Below are 17,278 nucleotides of genomic sequence, written 5' to 3'. Positions count from 1 at the left end.
CCATACCATAGCCGTCTGCTTGCTGGGTCCGGGTCAGCCGATCACTGATGGACCGGCTTCTTCATCGCCGATCCAGACATCCTCATCTTCGGCGAGCCAGGTGGTGCGTTCGCGTTCTTCCTGCCTGCCGCCGTGACCACCGCCGGCGCCCATGGGCATTCCCATGCCCATGCCGCCCATCCCGGCCATTCCAGCCATTCCGGCCCGGCCCCTTCCGGCGCCGCCCGGACCTCCGGGCATGCCGCCCATGGCTCCGGGCATCCCGCCGACGGCTCCCGCACCACCCGGCATACCACCGGGAAGACCTCCGGCTCCTCCGGGAAGGCCACCGCCACCGCCACCGCCGCCGGGAAGGCCTCCACCACCGCCGCCTGGAGGGCCAAAGCCACCGGGACCGGCGCCATAAGGATCAACGCGAGGCTCAAGACCGGCCAAGTCTGAACCTGAACCGCCGCCGCCCGGGTAGTTCGGGCCGCCGGGATAGCCCGGCCCACCGGGATAATTCGGCCCGCCAGGGTAATTGGGGCCGCCGGGGTAATTCGGCCCACCGGGACCACCGCCAGGAGGATTGGTACCCCCTCCGCCGGGGCCGGGGTAATTCGGACCGCCAGGATGGTTGGGTCCCGGAAGGTCCGGGGTGTTCGGCCCACCGGGATTGCCAGGCCCCGGATAGCTCGGGCCATCGGGAAGCCCGCTGCCTCCACCGCCAGGACCGCCACCCGGCATACCCGGTGTCTTAGGTACCCCGCCGCCAGGAGAAGGCCGTTCCTTCTCCCAGATTTCTCCGGGGTTCGTGGTGGGCATGTCGACACGAATGCCCTCGGGGAACTGCCGGTTGGAGGCCGCCGTCCCCTCGTTGATTTCCAGCATGCCCTGCCGGGCGTCCCAGTTGTTCTTCAGAAATCCCCCGACTATGGTCGCGGGGGCCGCAGGCAGGGTCGCCGGGTTGGCGGCGAAAATGGCGCCCGCCCACCGCTTGACTTCATGAACCCAGCTGTCGGTCTGCGAGCCGGGTCCATATGCCTGCTTCCATGCCTTCTGCTTGGCGGCATGGTTGCTGATCGCCTGGCCGACCTGCTGACTCGTCTGCTGGATCTCCCGGGCCTGCCGGTACGCCTTGTTCATCTGCTCCAAGGCGGCCTGGGCGTCCTTTCCGCCCCACTGCTTGACCATGTCCTGGGCGACCCGGTGGAGCAGGGTGACGGTGCCGTTCATGTCCTTGGCCAGATTCTGGTAGTGCTTGCTTCCGCTCTCCAGTTGATCTGGCTTCATGCTGTTGACCAGGGTCTTCAGCTTTTCGAAGTTGTCCTCCCAGACCTTGAAGATACCGAGATCTCTGATGCCGAGTCCCTCGGTGCTCTCCTGCCAAGCCTCATTCCTGATCGGGCTGTTCATGCCCGACCCGGGGTATGTGGGCCTGACCTGCGTCATGCACCACCGCCTCCCTTCAGAAGCTCATGTCACCGGTAGGCGCCGCCGCCGACGCCGCCCACATTCCTCTTGTTGGCATCCTCGGCGCGCTCATAGTTGTCGGCGCTTCGCTTCAGCGACTCGATCAGCTGCTCGTAGGCCTCTATGAAGGTCTGGAAGGTCTCACTGATGCGATCCCGGCCGTTTCGGACCGACACATAGAGCGACTGCCCCGCGTCGTAATCGCCGAAGGCGTAATCCTTGGGCGAGTACTCCTGGATGTTCTCGGCGTGATGACCCTTTTTCAGCTTGTCGAGATCCTTCTCGAGCTCTTTGGCCAGATCCCGGAGCTTTCCCGGAGCGATCTGGATCTCCTCGCTGCGCGCAGACGGCAGATAAGGCGGCGGCTTTTCACCCGGCGGCATTCCTGTCTCCTCTCCGTTCAGTCGCCGTCGCAGCGGTTCAAAACCCCAAAACGCTGCGGAATCCCTCTCTTACACCGCAGCCCTCGGCCCGGTTTCCTTTCATTGATCTGCCCGTCGCCACCATGGCGGCTCCGTACAGCCGAATCTTGAGCTCCGGGCGGTCCGCAGAGCTCTTCATCGGCCCCCTGCACAAGACCTGCCATCCGGTTGCGACGCATCCACTGCCTTGACGGTTCGGCATCGCTGCTCTTTTCCGCAGCCCTTCAGCCCTGGGGCGGCGGGAACTGCTGCGGTCCCGTGCCCCCGGGAGGCCGCCCCGGGGCGGACGGCCCTGGAGGCTGCCCGTGCGCCCCGGAATACGGTCCACCGCTCTGGGACGACGCACTTCGCCACTGTTGCTGCGGAGGCATCGGGGCGCCCATGGACGGAGGCGGTCCGCCAACGGTCTGCCCCGGGACAGGCCCCATCCCGGACTGCGGCCCATAAGGACCTGGCTGCGGATGAGAAGCGGCCACGGCCGCACGCCTGCCCCGAACACGGAAGTAGACGAAGGCGGCGATCAACAACCCACCGCCCACCAAGGCGGCGAGAGCGATCACCAAGGGGCCGTTGATTCCGCCCTCTGAGTCTCCGGCTCCGCCCGCCGACGATCCCGACTTCTCTTCCTCCCGCTCTTGTCCTTGCGATTTCGAATCAGGCTGACTTGCCAGCCACTTGTCGTACTCTTCGAAGACGGGGTTGGGAGTGTTCTTCGGGATCTCCCCGTTCAGCACCAGCCGCGGCCGGATGATGCCGGCGCCGCTCTGGTCGTCCCAGCCGGGAGGGCCGATGTCCAGAGCCGAGGCGATAAGCTGCCGGACGACCTCCCGGTTCGTCATCTGCGGGAACTTGGATCTGATCAACGCGATGGCACCCGAAGTGAGCGCAGTAGCGCTACTTGTACCCCCCTCAGAAGTATGGAACTGCCCATCTTTGAGTACGCTCCCAACGCCTTCTGCGGGGGCTACGAAAGTCACATAGGGCTGACGCTGCGATTTATGCCATGGTGTGTTCTGCTTGGTCGAACCACCGACAGCCACCACACCTTTACAGTTCGCAGGGGAAAGAGAAAGATTGCTTCCCGCACCATCATTACCTGCCCCTGCAACCACGATCACATCGCGATCTATCGCGTACCTTATGGCTTGCTGAAGCCGAGGGTCGCACTCTCCCGGCCCTGCCTGGGAGATATTTATTACCTTAGCGCCGCGATCAACCGCGAATGGGATCGCCTTGGAGTAGGCTTCATCTGTATCAGCGATTATTGGAAGGATCTTGGCCTCTGGAGCCACACCATAGAAGCCGTTCCTGCCCCCCCTAGCGGCGATCAGCGAAGCCATCCCGGTGCCGTGCCCATGGTTCACAATATCCCAGTCGACGCGGGCGTTACCATTTTCGTGCTTAAAGTCGGCACCTGGCAGCACCGCTGAGGCCAGTTCCGGAATATTGGCTTGTACACCGGTATCTATAACGGCGACAGTTACTCCCTTGCCCTTACTATGCGGCCACAGCAGATCCTCGACCCCCCATGTGGTGAACCACCACTGCGCCGGATGCGGCTGAGTGTGAACAGCCGCGCCACCCGGTGCAGCCATCGCCGCAGCTAGGAGCATCGCCAGGACGAACGCGACGACACTTTGCTTTCGCCGCCGGAGCACTCGTCTGCGCATGAGGTAACCGATCAGTTGAAAGTCCAGGTGGAAACAGATACGGGCAGAACGGGCACTTGTGCCCGTTCTGCCCACGCCATGGCCGCTCATTGATGCGACTGGGTCACCCGATCACGGGCGGGGTGGCTTCCTGGTCGTTGTTCCAGAACTCCTCATCCTCAGGAAGCCAGAAGGCGCGTTCGCGTTCTTCCTCTCTGCCGCCGTGACCGGCACCGGCGCCCATGGGCATTCCCATGCCCATGCCACCCGGCCCGGCCCCGACTCCGGTTCTGCCCGCAGCGTTCGGCCCGCCGAGCACTCCGTTGAAGCCTCGAGGCGAGCCACCACCGATACCACCAGGTAGGCCACCCGGCTTTCCACCCGGAAGGCCGCCGCCTCTCCCACCGGGGAGACCTCCGCCCCTTCCGCCGGGAAGACCTCCGGGAAGGCCACCGGGCCCACCGGGCAGCAAACCACTGGGCCCCCCGGGCGGGCCTCCAGGCCCGTTGGGCCCACCAGGCAGGCCGTTGCCTCCGCCGAAGCCCCCGCCGGGGCCGGGAGTGCCGGGGTTGCCGGGCTGCAGTCCAGCTAGATCTGAGCCGGAGCCACCGCCACCGGAGTAACCAGAGCCGCCGCCACCCGGGCCGGGATAACCGGGACCGCCGAACCCCCCACCGGGCGGATCGCCAAGGGGGTAAGGTCCAGGAACTCCGCCATCCCGGAAGGGGTTGGGCGCGCCCCCGCCGGGACCAGCGTCTCCGCCGGGACCTGGCAGGCCGGGGGAACCCGGCGGATTCCCCGCACCGCCTCCTCCCGCACCACCGCCCGGCATGCTTGGCATAGGCGCGCCGCCTCCTGCCCCGGGGCTCGCCGGCGCAGCATCGAAGGGAGTGACCTGAGGGTCGGGCATATCCACCTTGATCTCTGGCGGATAGCTCTCGTTGGACTGCCGGGTTCCCTGGTTGATCTTGTTCAGGGCGTCCTCGGCGCCCATGTTGTTGGCCAGGAAGGATGTCACAGCGGCCGGCGAGGTGGGACCGCCCAGGGCTGCGGGCAGAGTCGCCCAGCGGGCGACCTTGCGGACCCAGCTGTCGGTGGGCGAACCCGTCCCGTAGGCCTGCTTCCACTCGGTCTGCTTGTCGGCGTGCTCCGCCGTGGCCTTGGCGACCTGCTGGCTCTTGTTCTGGATCTCCAGGGCCTGCTGGTAGGCCTTGTTCATCTGGGCGACGGCCGCCTGCGCGTCCTGGCCGCCCCAGTTCTTCGCCAGCTTGCCCGCAACGTCGCTGAGCAGATCCAGGGTGTCGTTCATCGCTTCAGCGAGGGTGCGGAAGGCCAGGCTGCTGGTCTGCAGCTCACACGGGTTCATCCCGTCGACGATGGCCTTCAGGTCGTTGAAGTGGTCTTCCCAGATCTGCAGCTTGTTGGTCCAGCCGCTGATGCCCTCGTCTCCGGTGGAGAACTGCTGGTTCCTAATCACATTCCGGGCGGGGGGAGACACTGGAGTTCCACCTCCTTTCCACCAAGTCGACTGTTAGATGAGGGTGCCGCCACCGGAGTCGGCACCGCGGTAGACGTTACGGGCCGTGGCCACGTTGCTCTGCTCAGCGTTCTCGTAGTTCCTCGCACACTGCCGCAGTGCGTCGATCACCTGCTGGTAGACAGTGGTGAACTGCTGGAAGGTGAAACCGATCGACTCGTGGCCGTTCTTGATCGTCGTGTAGAGCGAACGGCCGGCCTGGTAGTTCCCCAGAGAGCCGGCGTTGGGCAGAGCGTCCTGGAGTCGCTCCCGGTAGCGCCCCTTGACCAGTCTGTCGAGGTCGGCCTGCATCTGGTTGGCGAAGTTCCGCAGGTACCCCGGATCGACCTCGATCTCCTTGCTGCCGGGCTGCGGGATCTGGGACGGCCGTCCCGCGTGGTCAGTCATCTTCGTTCACCTCCTGTGGATCGCCGCCGCGCGATCTCACGGCCCCCGGGAACACACGAGTTCGGCTGCGACCCCACGACCCCGGGCCCGCGGGCCCTGGCGACTCGCGCTCTGCCAGGGCCCGCCTGCACTCGCTGGTGCGAGCCCTTCAGCGGCGATCGCCGGCGGTGCGGGATCAGCCCGCCCAGATGCTGGTGTTGGCGCGCTCGGCGGCCTGGTAGTTGTCGTGGGCCTCGCGGATCGCCACGCCGAGCTGGGCCACCACGTTCTGCATGTCCTTGGCCGCGGCGTCCCACTCCTTCTGGTAGTTCCAGTAGGCGGCCTGGGCGTCGCCGTCCCAGCGGTCCAGCTTGGCGCGGAGCTTGCCCTCCAGGTCGGTCAGCTCGTCCAGCAGCGCCCGGGCGGTCATGCTGAACTGGGCCTCGCCCTCGCTCAGGCCACCGAAATTAGCCCTGGTGTAGTCGCTCACCTTTCACTCCTCCGTCCGTTCGGGGTCACCTGCTGATGGGCGAGGCTCAGCCGTTCAGCAGCGCCTGCACCCTGTTGACGGACTGCTGAGCCGCCTCCTCCCGGGCCTCGTAGGTGATCCTGGTCTGGACGAGGCTCTCGTGCATGCCGTCCAGTGCCTTGAGCACGCGGCTGAAGTCCTCGTTGAAGCGGTTGAAGACCGCCTCGAAGGCCATCGAGGCGTCGCCCTCCCAGTGGCTGCGGAGCTGGTCCTTGGCGCTCGCGAGCTGGTTCTGCATTCCCCGGATGGCGTTCGCGGACTGCTCGATGTCCTGTGCCGCCTGGGCCATTGCAGCCCTGTCGACAGCTGACTGTGGCGCCATCTGCGACCTCCTCATCGTCTTCGTCGGCGTCGCCGGCCCACCGGTTTCCTCAGCCGGACCCCGAACTCGGCGCCCCTTCCGTCACCGTGAGCCGTATCTCGTGCACGGCGATCTCGCCAGCTGGAAGCCCAGAAAACATCGCCGCGGGTACATAACTGTAGAGAAGAAATTATGCTATGTCCACCGCCGACTAATCTTATAGAAGTCAGTCATGAAACCGCTTAGACGCATCCGCGGTGAAAGAAGTTCCGAACCACAGGTGGCCGACATCGGCCACCTTGGTTTTTTAACCGGTTGTTAACGCGGACCGCCGGTGAGCTGCTGTGACGCCGCGTCGGGATCCAACGTCGGGCCGGTGGGAATGAGATTCAGCACAGCGGACGGCACCGGCACCGCCTGGGAGATCTCGTAACCGAGTAGCTCAGCGACCTCAGGAGACTCCAGTTGATAGCGCCGTCCCTCTGCCACCAGGGAATACGAGTTCACCTCGCTTCCTTTTCCGGGGGCGGGCATCGAACCGACCAGGGCCGCCCCGCCGGGCGGGAACACCAGCTGGTCCACCCCGAACGGGGTGGTGCTTTGCGGCGGGTCCGGCAACCGGCCGTTCAGCGTCACATAACCGCGGCGCTCACCGGTGGGATCGTCGTAGATCACGCACAGCGGCGTGCTGTCCGCATAGGGAATGATCGTCGGTGGCGCGCCCTGCAGCTCCTGCTTGGAGATCCGCCGGGACGACCTCTGCATCGAGTTCAGCACGTACGGCGGGAGCGCGATCTCCTGGGCCGGGCGGCCGCTGTAGGCCTTCTGGGAGATGGCCGGATCGGCCCGCAGCAGCTCCTTTTCGATCTCGCTGATGGGGGCCAGGCCGTCGGCCAGCTGCACGTACCAGGTGGTGGTGGAGCCGGTCTCGACGGCGTAGAACTGGCCGACCCTGGCCTTGCCGCCTTCCGGCCCGGGCACCTCCTGGCCCAGGTTCGGGATCGAGGGCGCCTTGTAGTCGGGGCCGGGCGGCAGCGCGTTGAGCCACTTGGGGGTGACCCTGGCGGGGTTGGGGGCCAGGGCGGGCACCAGCTCTTCTGGGATGCGCAGGCGCTGGTTCTTCCAGATCAGCCAGGTCTGGCCGGCGGAGCGAATGACCAGCCCCTGGTCATCGCGCAGCGACTGCCCGCCGACCGGGGTGCCCACCACCATGGTGGCCAGCGAGGTGCGGCCGCGGGTGGGCAGCTCGACCGTGCGGACGCACGCCGACCACGGCGTTTTCACCAGGTGCTTGGCCTCAGGCAGGGTGTTGGGGGCTTCCGGGATGCCGATCAGGGGGCCGCGCTGGAAGTTCCGCAGCGAGTTGCGCGAGACCGTCCGCCGCTTCCCCGCGTCCTGGCCGGCCAGCAGCCGCGCGGAGACGTAGTTGGCGACCGGGCACAGCTTCGGCGGGTCCTGGCACCACACGTAGCGGGCGCCGGTCTCCTTCTCGATGATCAGCGTGCCGGGCTCCTGCAGCCGCTTGGCCCCGCCGGGGCGCAGGATGCCGACGATGCCGAAGATGGCCATCACCACCACGGTGATCATGACCCCGCTGAAGGCGGCGACGTTGAGCCGACGCATCGGCGCCTCGGCGGTGTCGGGCTGGCCGAGAATCAGCGCCAGCGCCGCCCGCTGGGTCATCAGCCGGTGGGCCTGCAGCAGGTCCTTGCGGGTCTGCACGCTCGCTCACCCTCCGAGCCCGCGGACCCAGCCGTACAGGCCGGCCTCGCCGAGCGACAGCGGGATCAGCGCCAGCACCACGGTGAAGTCGCACACGTCGGCGGCCCGTCCCCAAAACGGGGAGAGCTTGCGGCCGGGCAGCCACAGCCCGGTGCCGACGACGATGCCCGCGCCCACCAGCAGCGGCGCCACCGCGCCCAGCAGCACGACCGGCTGGGAGGCGTCGGCGGCGATGGCGATCGCCAGCACGCCGAAGGCGGCCATGCCGGAGACCATCAGGTTCAGCCGCTGGTAGCGGCCGCGGAACAGCCGGGAGCGCAGCAGCAGCGCCAGCGCTATGCAACCGCCGGTGATGGGGCCCAGCCAGCCGTCGTCGAAGGCCAGCGGGACCACCGCCACCAGGCCGACCGCCCCGACCGCCAGGGTGATCCCGGTGATGATGCGGTCGGCGCGCACGGTGCGCTGCCGTACCGTGCGGCCGTCGACCGGGAGGGTGTCGCGCCGCAGTTCCTCGACGTTGGCCGGCGGGGGCGGCAGCGTCACCCGGGCCAGCCGGAAGGCCAGGGTGGGGGCCAGCGGGATCAGCGTCATGAACACCACCGTGGTGACGGCGGCGATGCCCGCGGCCGACACCCCCTCCAGCAGCATTCCCGCGCCCGCGCCGAGGGTTCCGGCCAGGCCGGCCGCTCCGGTTCCCACGAACAACGGCAGCCCGTCGGCGACGGCCACCGCGGCCACCGCCGAGACCAGGACCACCGCGGCGAAGCCGGACAGCAGGTGGAAGGCCTCCAGCTCGGTGAGCGGCGTGGAGCGGGCCGGGCCGAGCAGCCCGCCGAGGAAGGCGTGCGGCAGGGCGGAGAAGCCGAGCACGGCCCCGGCCACCGAGTCGCCGACCGCGCGGGAGACCGCGGCGCCGGCGGCCAGCAGCAGCAGGGCGATCACCGCGGCGGCCACGGACGGGACGATCCACGACGCGTCCGGCGGGCCCGCCAGCAGCAAGATCACGGCCGCGACCGCCGCCGCGCCGGCGCCCACGCCCAGGCCGAACACCCTGGTCCATTCGATGCGCCAGCGGTCGGGCTGTTCGTTGACGCCGGTGGCCACCACGTCGGCGACGTCGTCGAAGGACGGTTCGGGCAGCTGGGACATGCCCGGCCGCAAGTAAAGCTGCTCGCCGTCGCGCAGGCCGGCCTGCCCCGGCGTCATGTCTCCGCTGAAGGGGGCCTCATCCAGCCGTTGCAGCACCCAGCCGCCGTGGGCGAGCCCCTGTTCGGCCAGGTTCTCCCCCAGGTAGTGCAGGATCGCCGGGAACAGCTGGGCGAACGGCACGTCGGTGGGCAGGGAGATGTCCACTCTGCGCTGCGGGCCGACCACCGTGACCCGGCACAGGTCGGTTCCCGTAGTCGGACTCAACTCGCGTCCCTCACAAACGACGGGCTCAGCGATACCGCCGAGCCTGGATCAATCCCCGTGAATCGGTCGGCAGGCCCATAGCATGGCTGAAAGCGGGAGCGGTCGCCAGTCGATCTGATGTCCCCCCGTCGTATGCGGCGAGTGAATAGCGCAACCGGCCTGCAATCTGTGGCTCGTTGGCCGGGCTTTTGCGTACCAAGCAACGCAGACTAGCAACCCACACCGACACCCCTGCCGACGCCCCACCTCCGCTAGTGCCTCTCTAAACGGCTGACCTGGTGTGTTGTGACTGGACACAGGAGCGTATGTGTCAAGGCGTCCTGACGTCCCGGCATCCGGACGCAGCGGCGCCCCAAGCCCGCCGACCGTACCACTGTCCCGGCCGTGACCAGGGATTTTTCGGTGCACTTCAGTTCATCGGGTGGGAGGTGCGGGGCGGCGCTCCCTAAAATGACGGCACAAATTTCACCAGATCCGGCATGAGCGGCCGGACCGCCAGGGCGGTACCAAGGGGGAGATCGGGTGAGCACCGTACTCGTGCGGCGCAAAGAGCGCAGGCAGCCGCCCCAGATGCCACGGGGCGAGATCCTGCTGGAGTCCCCGCCGGAGCTGCCCGAGGTCGTCACCAACTCGTTCCAGAACGTCCTGATGTACCTGCCCATGGCGGCGGGCTCGGCCGCCATGGTGTTCACGTTCCTCAACCACCGGAACACCCTGCAGCTGGTGGCCGGGGGCATGTTCGCCCTGTCGATGTTCGGCATGATGTTCGGCCAGCTCAGCCAGCAGAGCGGCGAACGCAAGACCAAGCTGAACAGCGCCCGCCGCGACTACCTGCGCTACCTGGGGCAGGTGCGGCAGCGGGTGCGCAAGGCCGCCAAGCAGCAGCGCGAGGCCCTGGAGTGGAACAACCCCGCGCCCGGCCGGCTGTGGTCGATGGTGATGAGCCCGCGATTGTGGGAGCGGCGCAGCAGTGACGCCGACTTCGCCCAGGTCCGCATCGGCGCCGGTCCGCAGCGGCTGGCCGTCCAGCTCATCCCGCCGGAGACCAAGCCGGTGGAGGACCTGGAGCCGATGAGCGCCGGCGCGCTGCGCCGCTTCCTGCGCGCCCACTCGACCGTGCCGGACCTGCCGGTGGCGATCTCGCTGCGCTCGTTCGCGCGCATCCTGCCCGACGGGGACCCCAAGGCGGTCTACGGCATGGTCCGGGCGCTGATCATGCAGCTGGCGGCGTTCCACTCCCCCGACGATGTGCGCATCACCGTGTGCGCGTCCCGGGAGCGGATGCCGCAGTGGCAGTGGATGAAGTGGCTGCCGCACTCGCTGCACCCCACCGAGTACGACGCCGCCGGGCAGGTGCGGCTGCTGACCCACAGCCTGGTGGAGCTGGAGAGCATGCTGGGGCCGGAGATCAAGGACCGCGGGATGTTCGGCGCCTCCCGCGCCCCCGCCGAGCCCTTCCACCTGGTGATCGTGGACGGCGGGCAGGCCTCCTACGACTCGCAGATCGCCTCCGACGGCATCGACGGGGTGTGCGTCATCGACCTGACCGGCAGCGTGGCGGAGACCAACGAGGCCACCATGCTGCGGCTGCGGGTGACGCCCGAACGGGTCTATGTGGTCAAGCGGGACCGCGCCGGCAAAGAGGTGCTGTCGTCGGTGGGCCGGCCCGACCAGGCGTCCATCGCCGAGGCCGAGGCGCTGGCCCGGCAGCTGGCCCCCTTCCGCACCAGCGCCGCCGACGAGCCCGAAGAGGACGTGCTGTCGGCGAACATGACGCTGACCTCGCTGCTGCACATCGACAACCCCTACAACCTGGACCCGGCGGTGCTGTGGCGGCCCCGTCCCCAGCGCAACCGGCTGCGGGTGCCGATCGGGCTGGACGCCGACGGGCGCCCGCTGGAGCTGGACATCAAGGAGTCGGCGCAGGGCGGCATGGGGCCGCACGGCCTGTGCATCGGCGCCACCGGGTCCGGTAAGTCGGAGCTGCTGCGCACGCTGGTGCTGGCGCTGGCGATGACGCACTCCCCCGAGGTGCTCAACTTCGTGCTGGTCGACTTCAAGGGCGGCGCGACCTTCCTGGGCATGGAGGGGCTGCGGCACGTCTCGGCGATCATCACCAACCTGGAGGAAGAGCTCCCCCTGGTCGACCGGATGTACGACGCGCTGCACGGCGAGATGGTCCGGCGCCAGGAGCATCTGCGGCACTCGGGCAACTACGCCTCGCTGCGCGACTATGAGAAGGCCCGGATGGAGGGCGCCCCGCTGCCGCCGATGCCGACGCTGTTCATCGTCTTGGACGAGTTCTCCGAGCTGCTGTCGGCCAAGCCGGACTTCGCCGAGCTGTTCGTGATGATCGGGCGGCTGGGCCGGTCGCTGGGGGTGCACCTGCTGCTGGCGTCCCAGCGGCTGGAGGAGGGCAAGCTGCGCGGCCTGGACACCCACCTGTCGTACCGGATCGGTCTGCGGACGTTCTCGGCGATGGAGTCGCGGGTGGTGCTGGGCGTGCCGGACGCCTACGAGCTGCCGCCCTCGCCCGGTAACGGGTACCTGAAGTTCGCCACCGAGCCGCTGGTGCGGTTCAAGGCCGCCTACGTGTCCGGCCCGGTGGACGAGGAGCCGCAGACCCGCTCCGAGGGCCCGCAGATCGTCCGGCAGGTGCTGCCGTACCTGACCGACTACATCCGCCCGCAGGTGGTCGAGCAGCCGCAGCCCGAGCAGCGGGCCGAGGAGAACAAGAGCTCTGAGTCGCTGTTCGACGTGGTGGTGCGGCAGCTGGCCGGGCACGGGCCCGAGCCGCACCAGATCTGGCTGCCGCCGCTGGACGTCCCGCCCACGCTGGATGAGCTGCTGCCGCCGCTGTCGCCGTCGGCCGCGCACGGCTACACCGCCGACGGCTGGGAGTGGCGGGGCCGGCTGCACGCCGTGGTGGGGCTGGTGGACCGTCCCTTCGACCAGCGCCGCGACCCGTACTGGCTGGACCTGTCCGGCGGCGCCGGGCACGTGGGGGTGGCCGGCGGTCCGCAGACCGGCAAGTCCACCATGCTGCGCACCCTGATCACCTCGCTGGCGCTGCTGCACACCCCGCAGGAGGTGCAGTTCTACTGCCTGGACTTCGGCGGCGGCACGCTGGCCGGACTGGCGGAGCTGCCGCATGTGGGCTCGGTGGCGACCCGGCTGGACGCCGACCGGATCCGCCGCACGGTGGCCGAGGTCTCGGCGCTGCTGGAGCAGCGGGAGCAGGAGTTCACCGAGCGCGGCATCGACTCCATGGCCACCTACCGGCGCCTGCGCGCCACCGGCGAGTACGCCGGCGACGGGTTCGGCGATGTGTTCCTGGTCGTGGACAACTGGCTGACCCTGCGCCAGGACTATGAGGCGCTGGAGGACTCCATCACCCAGCTGGCCGCCCGCGGGCTGGGTTACGGCATCCACGTGGTGCTGTCCTCCAACAAGTGGTCGGAGTTCCGCACCAGCATCCGCGACCTGCTGGGCACCAAGCTGGAGCTGCGGCTGGGCGACCCGTACGAGTCGGAGGTGGACCGCAAGAAGGCCGCCAACGTGCCGGAGAACCGCCCCGGCCGCGGCCTGACGCGGGACGGCTACCACTTTTTGACCGCGCTGCCCCGCATCGACGGCGACACCTCCGCCGAGACGCTCACCGAGGGCATCGCGACCACGGTCAAGACCATCCGCGAGGCCTGGCACGGCCCGACCGCCCCGCCGGTGCGGATGCTGCCGAACGTGCTGCCGGCCGCCCAGCTGCCGAGCGCGGCCGAAAGCGGCACCCGCATCCCGATCGGCATCGACGAGGACTCGCTGTCGCCGGTCTACCTGGACTTCAACACCGACCCGCACTTCCTGGTGTTCGGGGACACCGAGTGCGGCAAGTCCAACCTGCTGCGCCTGATCACCGCGGGGATCATCGAGCGCTACACCCCCCAGCAGGCCCGGCTGATCTTCATCGACTACAGCCGGTCGCTGCTGGATGTGGCCACCACCGAGCACCAGATCGGCTATGCCGCGTCCTCCACCGCGGCCTCCTCCCTGGTCCGCGACATCAAGGGCGCCATGGAGGCCCGGCTGCCGCCCCCCGACCTGACCCCCGAGCAGCTGCGGTCGCGTTCCTGGTGGACCGGTGCCGAGCTGTTCCTGGTCGTCGACGACTACGAAATGGTCGCCACGTCCGACAACCCGCTGCGGCCGCTGGCGGAGCTGCTGCCCCAGGCCCGCGACATCGGCCTGCACTTGATCATCGCCCGTTCCATGGGCGGCGCCGGCCGGGCCCTTTATGAGCCCATCATCCAGCGGATCAAGGAAATGGCCTCCCCGGGCCTGGTCATGTCCGGCAACAAGGACGAGGGCATCCTGCTGGGCAACGTCAAGCCGCACAAACTCCCGCAGGGCCGCGGCTACTTCGTGGAACGCCGCTCCGGCACCCGCCTCATCCAGACCGCCTACCGGGAGAGCTGACAGAGGGGTGTCTCAGCTTGCCGTGAGGAGCGCACATGTCGTCCGCTATGCCTGTGCCGGGCCTGCATCTGATCAGGCGGGGGCTGGAGCTGCGTTCCGGTGCCGGTGAGCTGGTCGGGACGGTCAATCGCCGTCCCCTGTCACCGTTCGGCGAGATCCGCAGGTGGACCGATGGGAAAGGGGCGGGCTCGGTCAAAGACATGGTCGCCACACTGGACGTGCGCCATTCCGACGGCAGTGCCTGGTTCGTCTTCGACAAGCCGAAGAGGAGCAAGGAGGCGACCGTGGTCTTGGCCGACGGGACTCCGGTGGGCGTCATCCGGTCGCTGCTGCGCTGGTATCACCTCAACGCAAGTTTCACCCGAAGGTATGCGCTGATTCCCGCCACCGGGCCGGAGATGCTGGCGGTTCGTCCGTTGTCCGAGCAGGAATACGCCATCACCGGGCCGGGCGGTGAACGGATGGGCGGCGTCACCGAACGGCTCGATACGGTCCTGGGGTGGGGCGGAACTCCTTTCGGCAGCACCGTCGAGATCTGGGACGAACTGAAACTGAACGACGTCGGGCTGCCTCAGACGGTGCAGGTTCTATGCATCGCTTTTCTGTGCGGCTACCACTGCTTCGACCCCCGCAAGAGCGGCTATCCCCCTAAGTGATCTGCAGTGGCCTGGGGGCGTTCCTTCCTGCTCCCGAGCGTGCAAGGGCCTCAAAGCCGCGCCGGGGCGGGCCGGCGTGTCTCAGCCGGTGGGGCCTTCTGTGGAGGGCTGACGGCGGGAGGGGCGCCAGTTGCGGCGACGGCCGGCGGGGATGATGATGCCGGCCGCGACGGCTGAGGCGGCCAGGGCCAGGGCGCCTCCGGTCAGGGACAGGGCCAGGATGCGGCCGAAGCGGTCCTCCGGTTCGGGGCGGGGAATGTAGACCGGCAGGGCCTGGGGGGAGGGTGCCTCCTCGCCCTCCTCCTCGCCGTCCAGGACGGCGGTCACGGCCTGCAAGGGGTTGACCATGCCGCCGCCGGTGCCGTTGGCGCTGCCGCCGTCGGCGGTCACCTCCAGACGGCGTTTGACCTGCTTGTAGCTGAGCTTGGGGTGGTAGGAGCGGACCAGCGCGGCGACCCCGGACACAAAGGGCGTGGCGAAACTGGTGCCCTGATCGATGTTGTAACCGCCGCCCGGCCAGGTGGAGACGATCTTCTCCCCCGGTGCGACGACGGTGACGGGGGTTTCGGTGTTGGAGAAGGAGCTGAGAGTGGCGCTCTCGCCGACGGCGCCGACCGCGACCACCCCGGGATAGGCGGCCGGGTAGGCCGGGGTCTGGGTGCCGCGCTGCTCGTCTTGGATGTTGCCGGCCGCCGCCACGATCACGGCGTCCTTGCGCTGGGCGTACTTCACCGCCTCCCGCAGGCTGGGATAGTCGGGGCTTTGCGAGGAGACGTTGATGACCTTGGCGCCGCGGTCGGCGGCCTCGCGGATGGCCTTGGCGGTCCAGCCGGGGTCGTTGCCGCTCTGCTGCACCGCGGCCTTGATCGACAGCAGCCGGACGCCGGGGGCGACGCCGAGGAACGGCACCTGCCGGCGGCGCATGTCGCGGGCGGCGATGATGCCGGCCGCCTGGGTGCCGTGGCCCAGGCAGTCACGGGTGCCGGTGCCGGTGACGTCGATCGTGCGGACCCGGCCCTTCAGCTGGGGGTGCGAGGCGTCCACCCCGCTGTCGACCACGGCGACGGTGACGCCTTTGCCGGTGGTCAGCTCCCACACCGCGGTGAATCCGAGGCGTTTTTGCGCCCAGGGCTCCTCTTGGAGCTGACCGGCCGGAATCCCGGTTTTGATCTCGCATTCCTGCTTGGTCTCGCGCTGCGGCGGCGGCTGCGGAGAGGGGCGTTTCTTCTTGGACGGTTTCGGTTCGGGTGTCCCGCCGGGCTTGGGCGTACTGCGCTGGGAGGGGTCCGGAGAAGGGGCGGCCAGAGCCGCCGGGCAGGTCAGGAGCTGCACGGCCACGAGTGCAATCGCCCCCCAGGCCACTCGCCGAGCCTTCACGTCCCGTTCCTCCCCGTGTGCGGCCTTCCGTCAAGTCGCCGGACCAAACTTTAGAGCATTCCACTCCAGCCGGGCATATGCTGAAAAGCAGCAGGCCACCGGTATCCCGGGAAGTGACGGGCGACCTGCGGCAAAGACCTGTCGCCTTTTTTTCCACGTCCGTGACGGCCGCCGAACGCGCACCGTCCGGTTTCACGGTCATGGGGTTCCGATAACCTCATGCGCGCTCGCCGATCGCACCGCGGCCGCGCACAGGCCGCCGGCGTTGCGGGCCGCCGGCGAGTCACCGCCGCTCACAGACCGGCTCTCAAGGCCGCCGGCAATGCGCGTTACCAGGGAAGGTCCAGGTGAACAGCGGGCAGAACGCACCGGTGAATCCCCAGCAGTGGGCTCCGCTGCCGCCTCCGCCCGGCCCGGTGGGGTCGCGGCGGCGGCCGTGGCTGCTGCCGGCCCTGGCACTGGCCGCCGTGCTCGTGGTGGGGGCGGTGCTGGCGGTGGTCGTGCGCGGCGGGGGCGGCGGGAACGCGGCCGAGCCTCCGGCGCCCATGTCCACCGCTTCGGCGACTCCCACCGGCTCGGGAACGCCCGCCGCGCAGGCCCCCCGGTTCGTCACCATCACCGCGCCCTGCCGGCTGGTCCCGCGGCCGGTGCGCAGGTCCTTCATGCCGCCTCCGATGAACGCGCGCCGGGCCGGTCCGTCCGGGCGGCCGGGCCAGGACGGGCATGCGGCGGGCTGCCGGTGGAGCACCGCGAACCCGCAGGCGCCCCGGCAGCGGGCGCTGACCGTCCGGGTGGTGCTGCGCGCCGATCAGGGCGGCCGGGCCGGCGTGGACAAGGCCACGACCTGGATGAACGCCGCCCGCCGGACCATGCGGCAGCGCGCGGGCACCTCCGTTCAGAACGCCGGCGGCTCAGTGCTGCGGTACGGGACCTTCCGGAGGGTGCCGGACGTCGGCGAAGACGCCTTCGCGATGTACGCCGAAGCCCAGTCCGCCGCCGGACGCACCGGATCGGTGACGGTGTGGGCGCGCTATGCCAACGCGATGTTCAAAGTGGTCTTCGCAGGCTCCGACGGCGGCGCCGTTCCGCTGGCGGAAACCGCCGCCTTCGAAGGCGCCACGGCCGCCGCCCGCGCCGTGGTGACCGCGCTGCAGGGCTGCACCGGCTGTCTGGGCTGACAATGCCGCATCCCGGGCCGGTGGGCGTGGGCATCGACTCGTACCGTCCCGGTCGCTCGGGCGCACAAAGCCGGGTGCGCCGGGCCGAGAGAAATGAGGAGACCGCCTATGCGGCATCCCAGCGAAGCGGATGTGCGTCTGCGGCGTTCATCGGGGTTCGGGCGGTCCATCGTCCGCCCGATCGTCGTGGCCGTCTGCCGGCCGCT

The 17,278-nt window shown here is 68.9% G+C and carries 13 protein-coding genes; 3 read left to right on the top strand and 10 right to left on the bottom strand.

Features of this window, described 5'->3' with window-relative positions; genetic code table 11:
• Positions 1 to 33 precede the first annotated feature (33 nt).
• The 9 genes from BUE48_RS03090 to eccD form a co-directional block, all read right to left on the bottom strand.
• Positions 34 to 1,395, bottom strand: coding sequence for a WXG100 family type VII secretion target (locus BUE48_RS03090; protein WP_286988742.1), 1,362 nt, complete (start codon positions 1,393 to 1,395; stop codon positions 34 to 36).
• Positions 1,396 to 1,460: 65 nt separating this feature from the next.
• The gene (locus BUE48_RS03085) at positions 1,461 to 1,835 is read right to left on the bottom strand and encodes a WXG100 family type VII secretion target (protein ID WP_286988740.1); all 375 of its coding nucleotides are present in this window, start codon (positions 1,833 to 1,835) and stop codon (positions 1,461 to 1,463) included.
• A gap of 263 nt (positions 1,836 to 2,098) precedes the next feature.
• Entirely contained in the window at positions 2,099 to 3,469 is a 1,371-nt protein-coding gene (locus BUE48_RS03080; RefSeq protein ID WP_286988959.1) for a S8 family serine peptidase, read from the bottom strand.
• 178 nt (positions 3,470 to 3,647) lie between these two features.
• Entirely contained in the window at positions 3,648 to 5,021 is a 1,374-nt protein-coding gene (locus BUE48_RS03075; protein ID WP_286988738.1) for a WXG100 family type VII secretion target, read from the bottom strand.
• A gap of 33 nt (positions 5,022 to 5,054) precedes the next feature.
• Positions 5,055 to 5,447, bottom strand: a complete 393-nt coding sequence (locus tag BUE48_RS03070) for a DUF2563 family protein (RefSeq protein ID WP_286988736.1) — start codon at positions 5,445 to 5,447, stop codon at positions 5,055 to 5,057.
• A 175-nt stretch (positions 5,448 to 5,622) separates the two neighbouring features.
• Positions 5,623 to 5,916, bottom strand: a complete 294-nt coding sequence (locus BUE48_RS03065; protein WP_012850990.1) for a WXG100 family type VII secretion target — start codon at positions 5,914 to 5,916, stop codon at positions 5,623 to 5,625.
• Between the two features lie 46 nt (positions 5,917 to 5,962).
• Positions 5,963 to 6,277: a WXG100 family type VII secretion target gene (locus tag BUE48_RS03060; RefSeq protein WP_012850989.1), complete on the bottom strand. Its 315-nt coding sequence runs from the start codon at positions 6,275 to 6,277 to the stop codon at positions 5,963 to 5,965.
• Between the two features lie 297 nt (positions 6,278 to 6,574).
• The gene (gene eccB, locus BUE48_RS03055) at positions 6,575 to 7,978 is read right to left on the bottom strand and encodes a type VII secretion protein EccB (RefSeq protein ID WP_012850988.1); all 1,404 of its coding nucleotides are present in this window, start codon (positions 7,976 to 7,978) and stop codon (positions 6,575 to 6,577) included.
• A gap of 6 nt (positions 7,979 to 7,984) precedes the next feature.
• Positions 7,985 to 9,391, bottom strand: coding sequence for a type VII secretion integral membrane protein EccD (gene eccD, locus BUE48_RS03050; protein WP_012850987.1), 1,407 nt, complete (start codon positions 9,389 to 9,391; stop codon positions 7,985 to 7,987).
• 522 nt (positions 9,392 to 9,913) lie between these two features.
• On the opposite strand from eccD, the gene BUE48_RS03045 reads away from it, so the two are divergent.
• On the top strand, positions 9,914 to 13,861 hold the full coding sequence (locus BUE48_RS03045) for a type VII secretion protein EccC (RefSeq protein ID WP_012850986.1): 3,948 nt from the start codon (positions 9,914 to 9,916) through the stop codon (positions 13,859 to 13,861).
• Between the two features lie 35 nt (positions 13,862 to 13,896).
• Complete coding sequence (locus BUE48_RS03040; protein ID WP_286988731.1) at positions 13,897 to 14,517, top strand: hypothetical protein; 621 nt, start codon at positions 13,897 to 13,899, stop codon at positions 14,515 to 14,517.
• Positions 14,518 to 14,598: 81 nt separating this feature from the next.
• On the opposite strand, the gene mycP is transcribed toward BUE48_RS03040, so the two are convergent.
• Entirely contained in the window at positions 14,599 to 15,894 is a 1,296-nt protein-coding gene (gene mycP / locus BUE48_RS03035) for a type VII secretion-associated serine protease mycosin (protein ID WP_286988729.1), read from the bottom strand.
• 347 nt (positions 15,895 to 16,241) lie between these two features.
• On the opposite strand from mycP, the gene BUE48_RS03030 reads away from it, so the two are divergent.
• Positions 16,242 to 17,072, top strand: coding sequence for a hypothetical protein (locus tag BUE48_RS03030; protein WP_286988727.1), 831 nt, complete (start codon positions 16,242 to 16,244; stop codon positions 17,070 to 17,072).
• The last annotated feature ends 206 nt before the right edge of the window (positions 17,073 to 17,278 follow it).

Source organism: Thermomonospora sp. CIF 1 (assembly GCF_001896795.1).
In the GTDB taxonomy this organism is placed as follows: domain Bacteria; phylum Actinomycetota; class Actinomycetes; order Streptosporangiales; family Streptosporangiaceae; genus Thermomonospora; species Thermomonospora curvata.
Note: the sequence above shows the minus strand (reverse complement) of the source record. Positions and strands in the feature narration are given on the sequence as shown.

Excerpts from the sequence above, each read along its gene's own strand:
- BUE48_RS03090 (WP_286988742.1), bottom strand. The coding sequence starts at position 1,395 with ATGAACAGCCCGATCAGGAATGAGGCTTGGCAGGAGAGCACCGAGGGA.
- BUE48_RS03085 (WP_286988740.1), bottom strand. The coding sequence starts at position 1,835 with ATGCCGCCGGGTGAAAAGCCGCCGCCTTATCTGCCGTCTGCGCGCAGC.
- BUE48_RS03080 (WP_286988959.1), bottom strand. The coding sequence starts at position 3,469 with ATGGCTGCACCGGGTGGCGCGGCTGTTCACACTCAGCCGCATCCGGCG.
- BUE48_RS03070 (WP_286988736.1), bottom strand. The coding sequence starts at position 5,447 with ATGACTGACCACGCGGGACGGCCGTCCCAGATCCCGCAGCCCGGCAGC.
- BUE48_RS03060 (WP_012850989.1), bottom strand. The coding sequence starts at position 6,277 with ATGGCGCCACAGTCAGCTGTCGACAGGGCTGCAATGGCCCAGGCGGCA.
- BUE48_RS03040 (WP_286988731.1), top strand. The coding sequence starts at position 13,897 with ATGTCGTCCGCTATGCCTGTGCCGGGCCTGCATCTGATCAGGCGGGGG.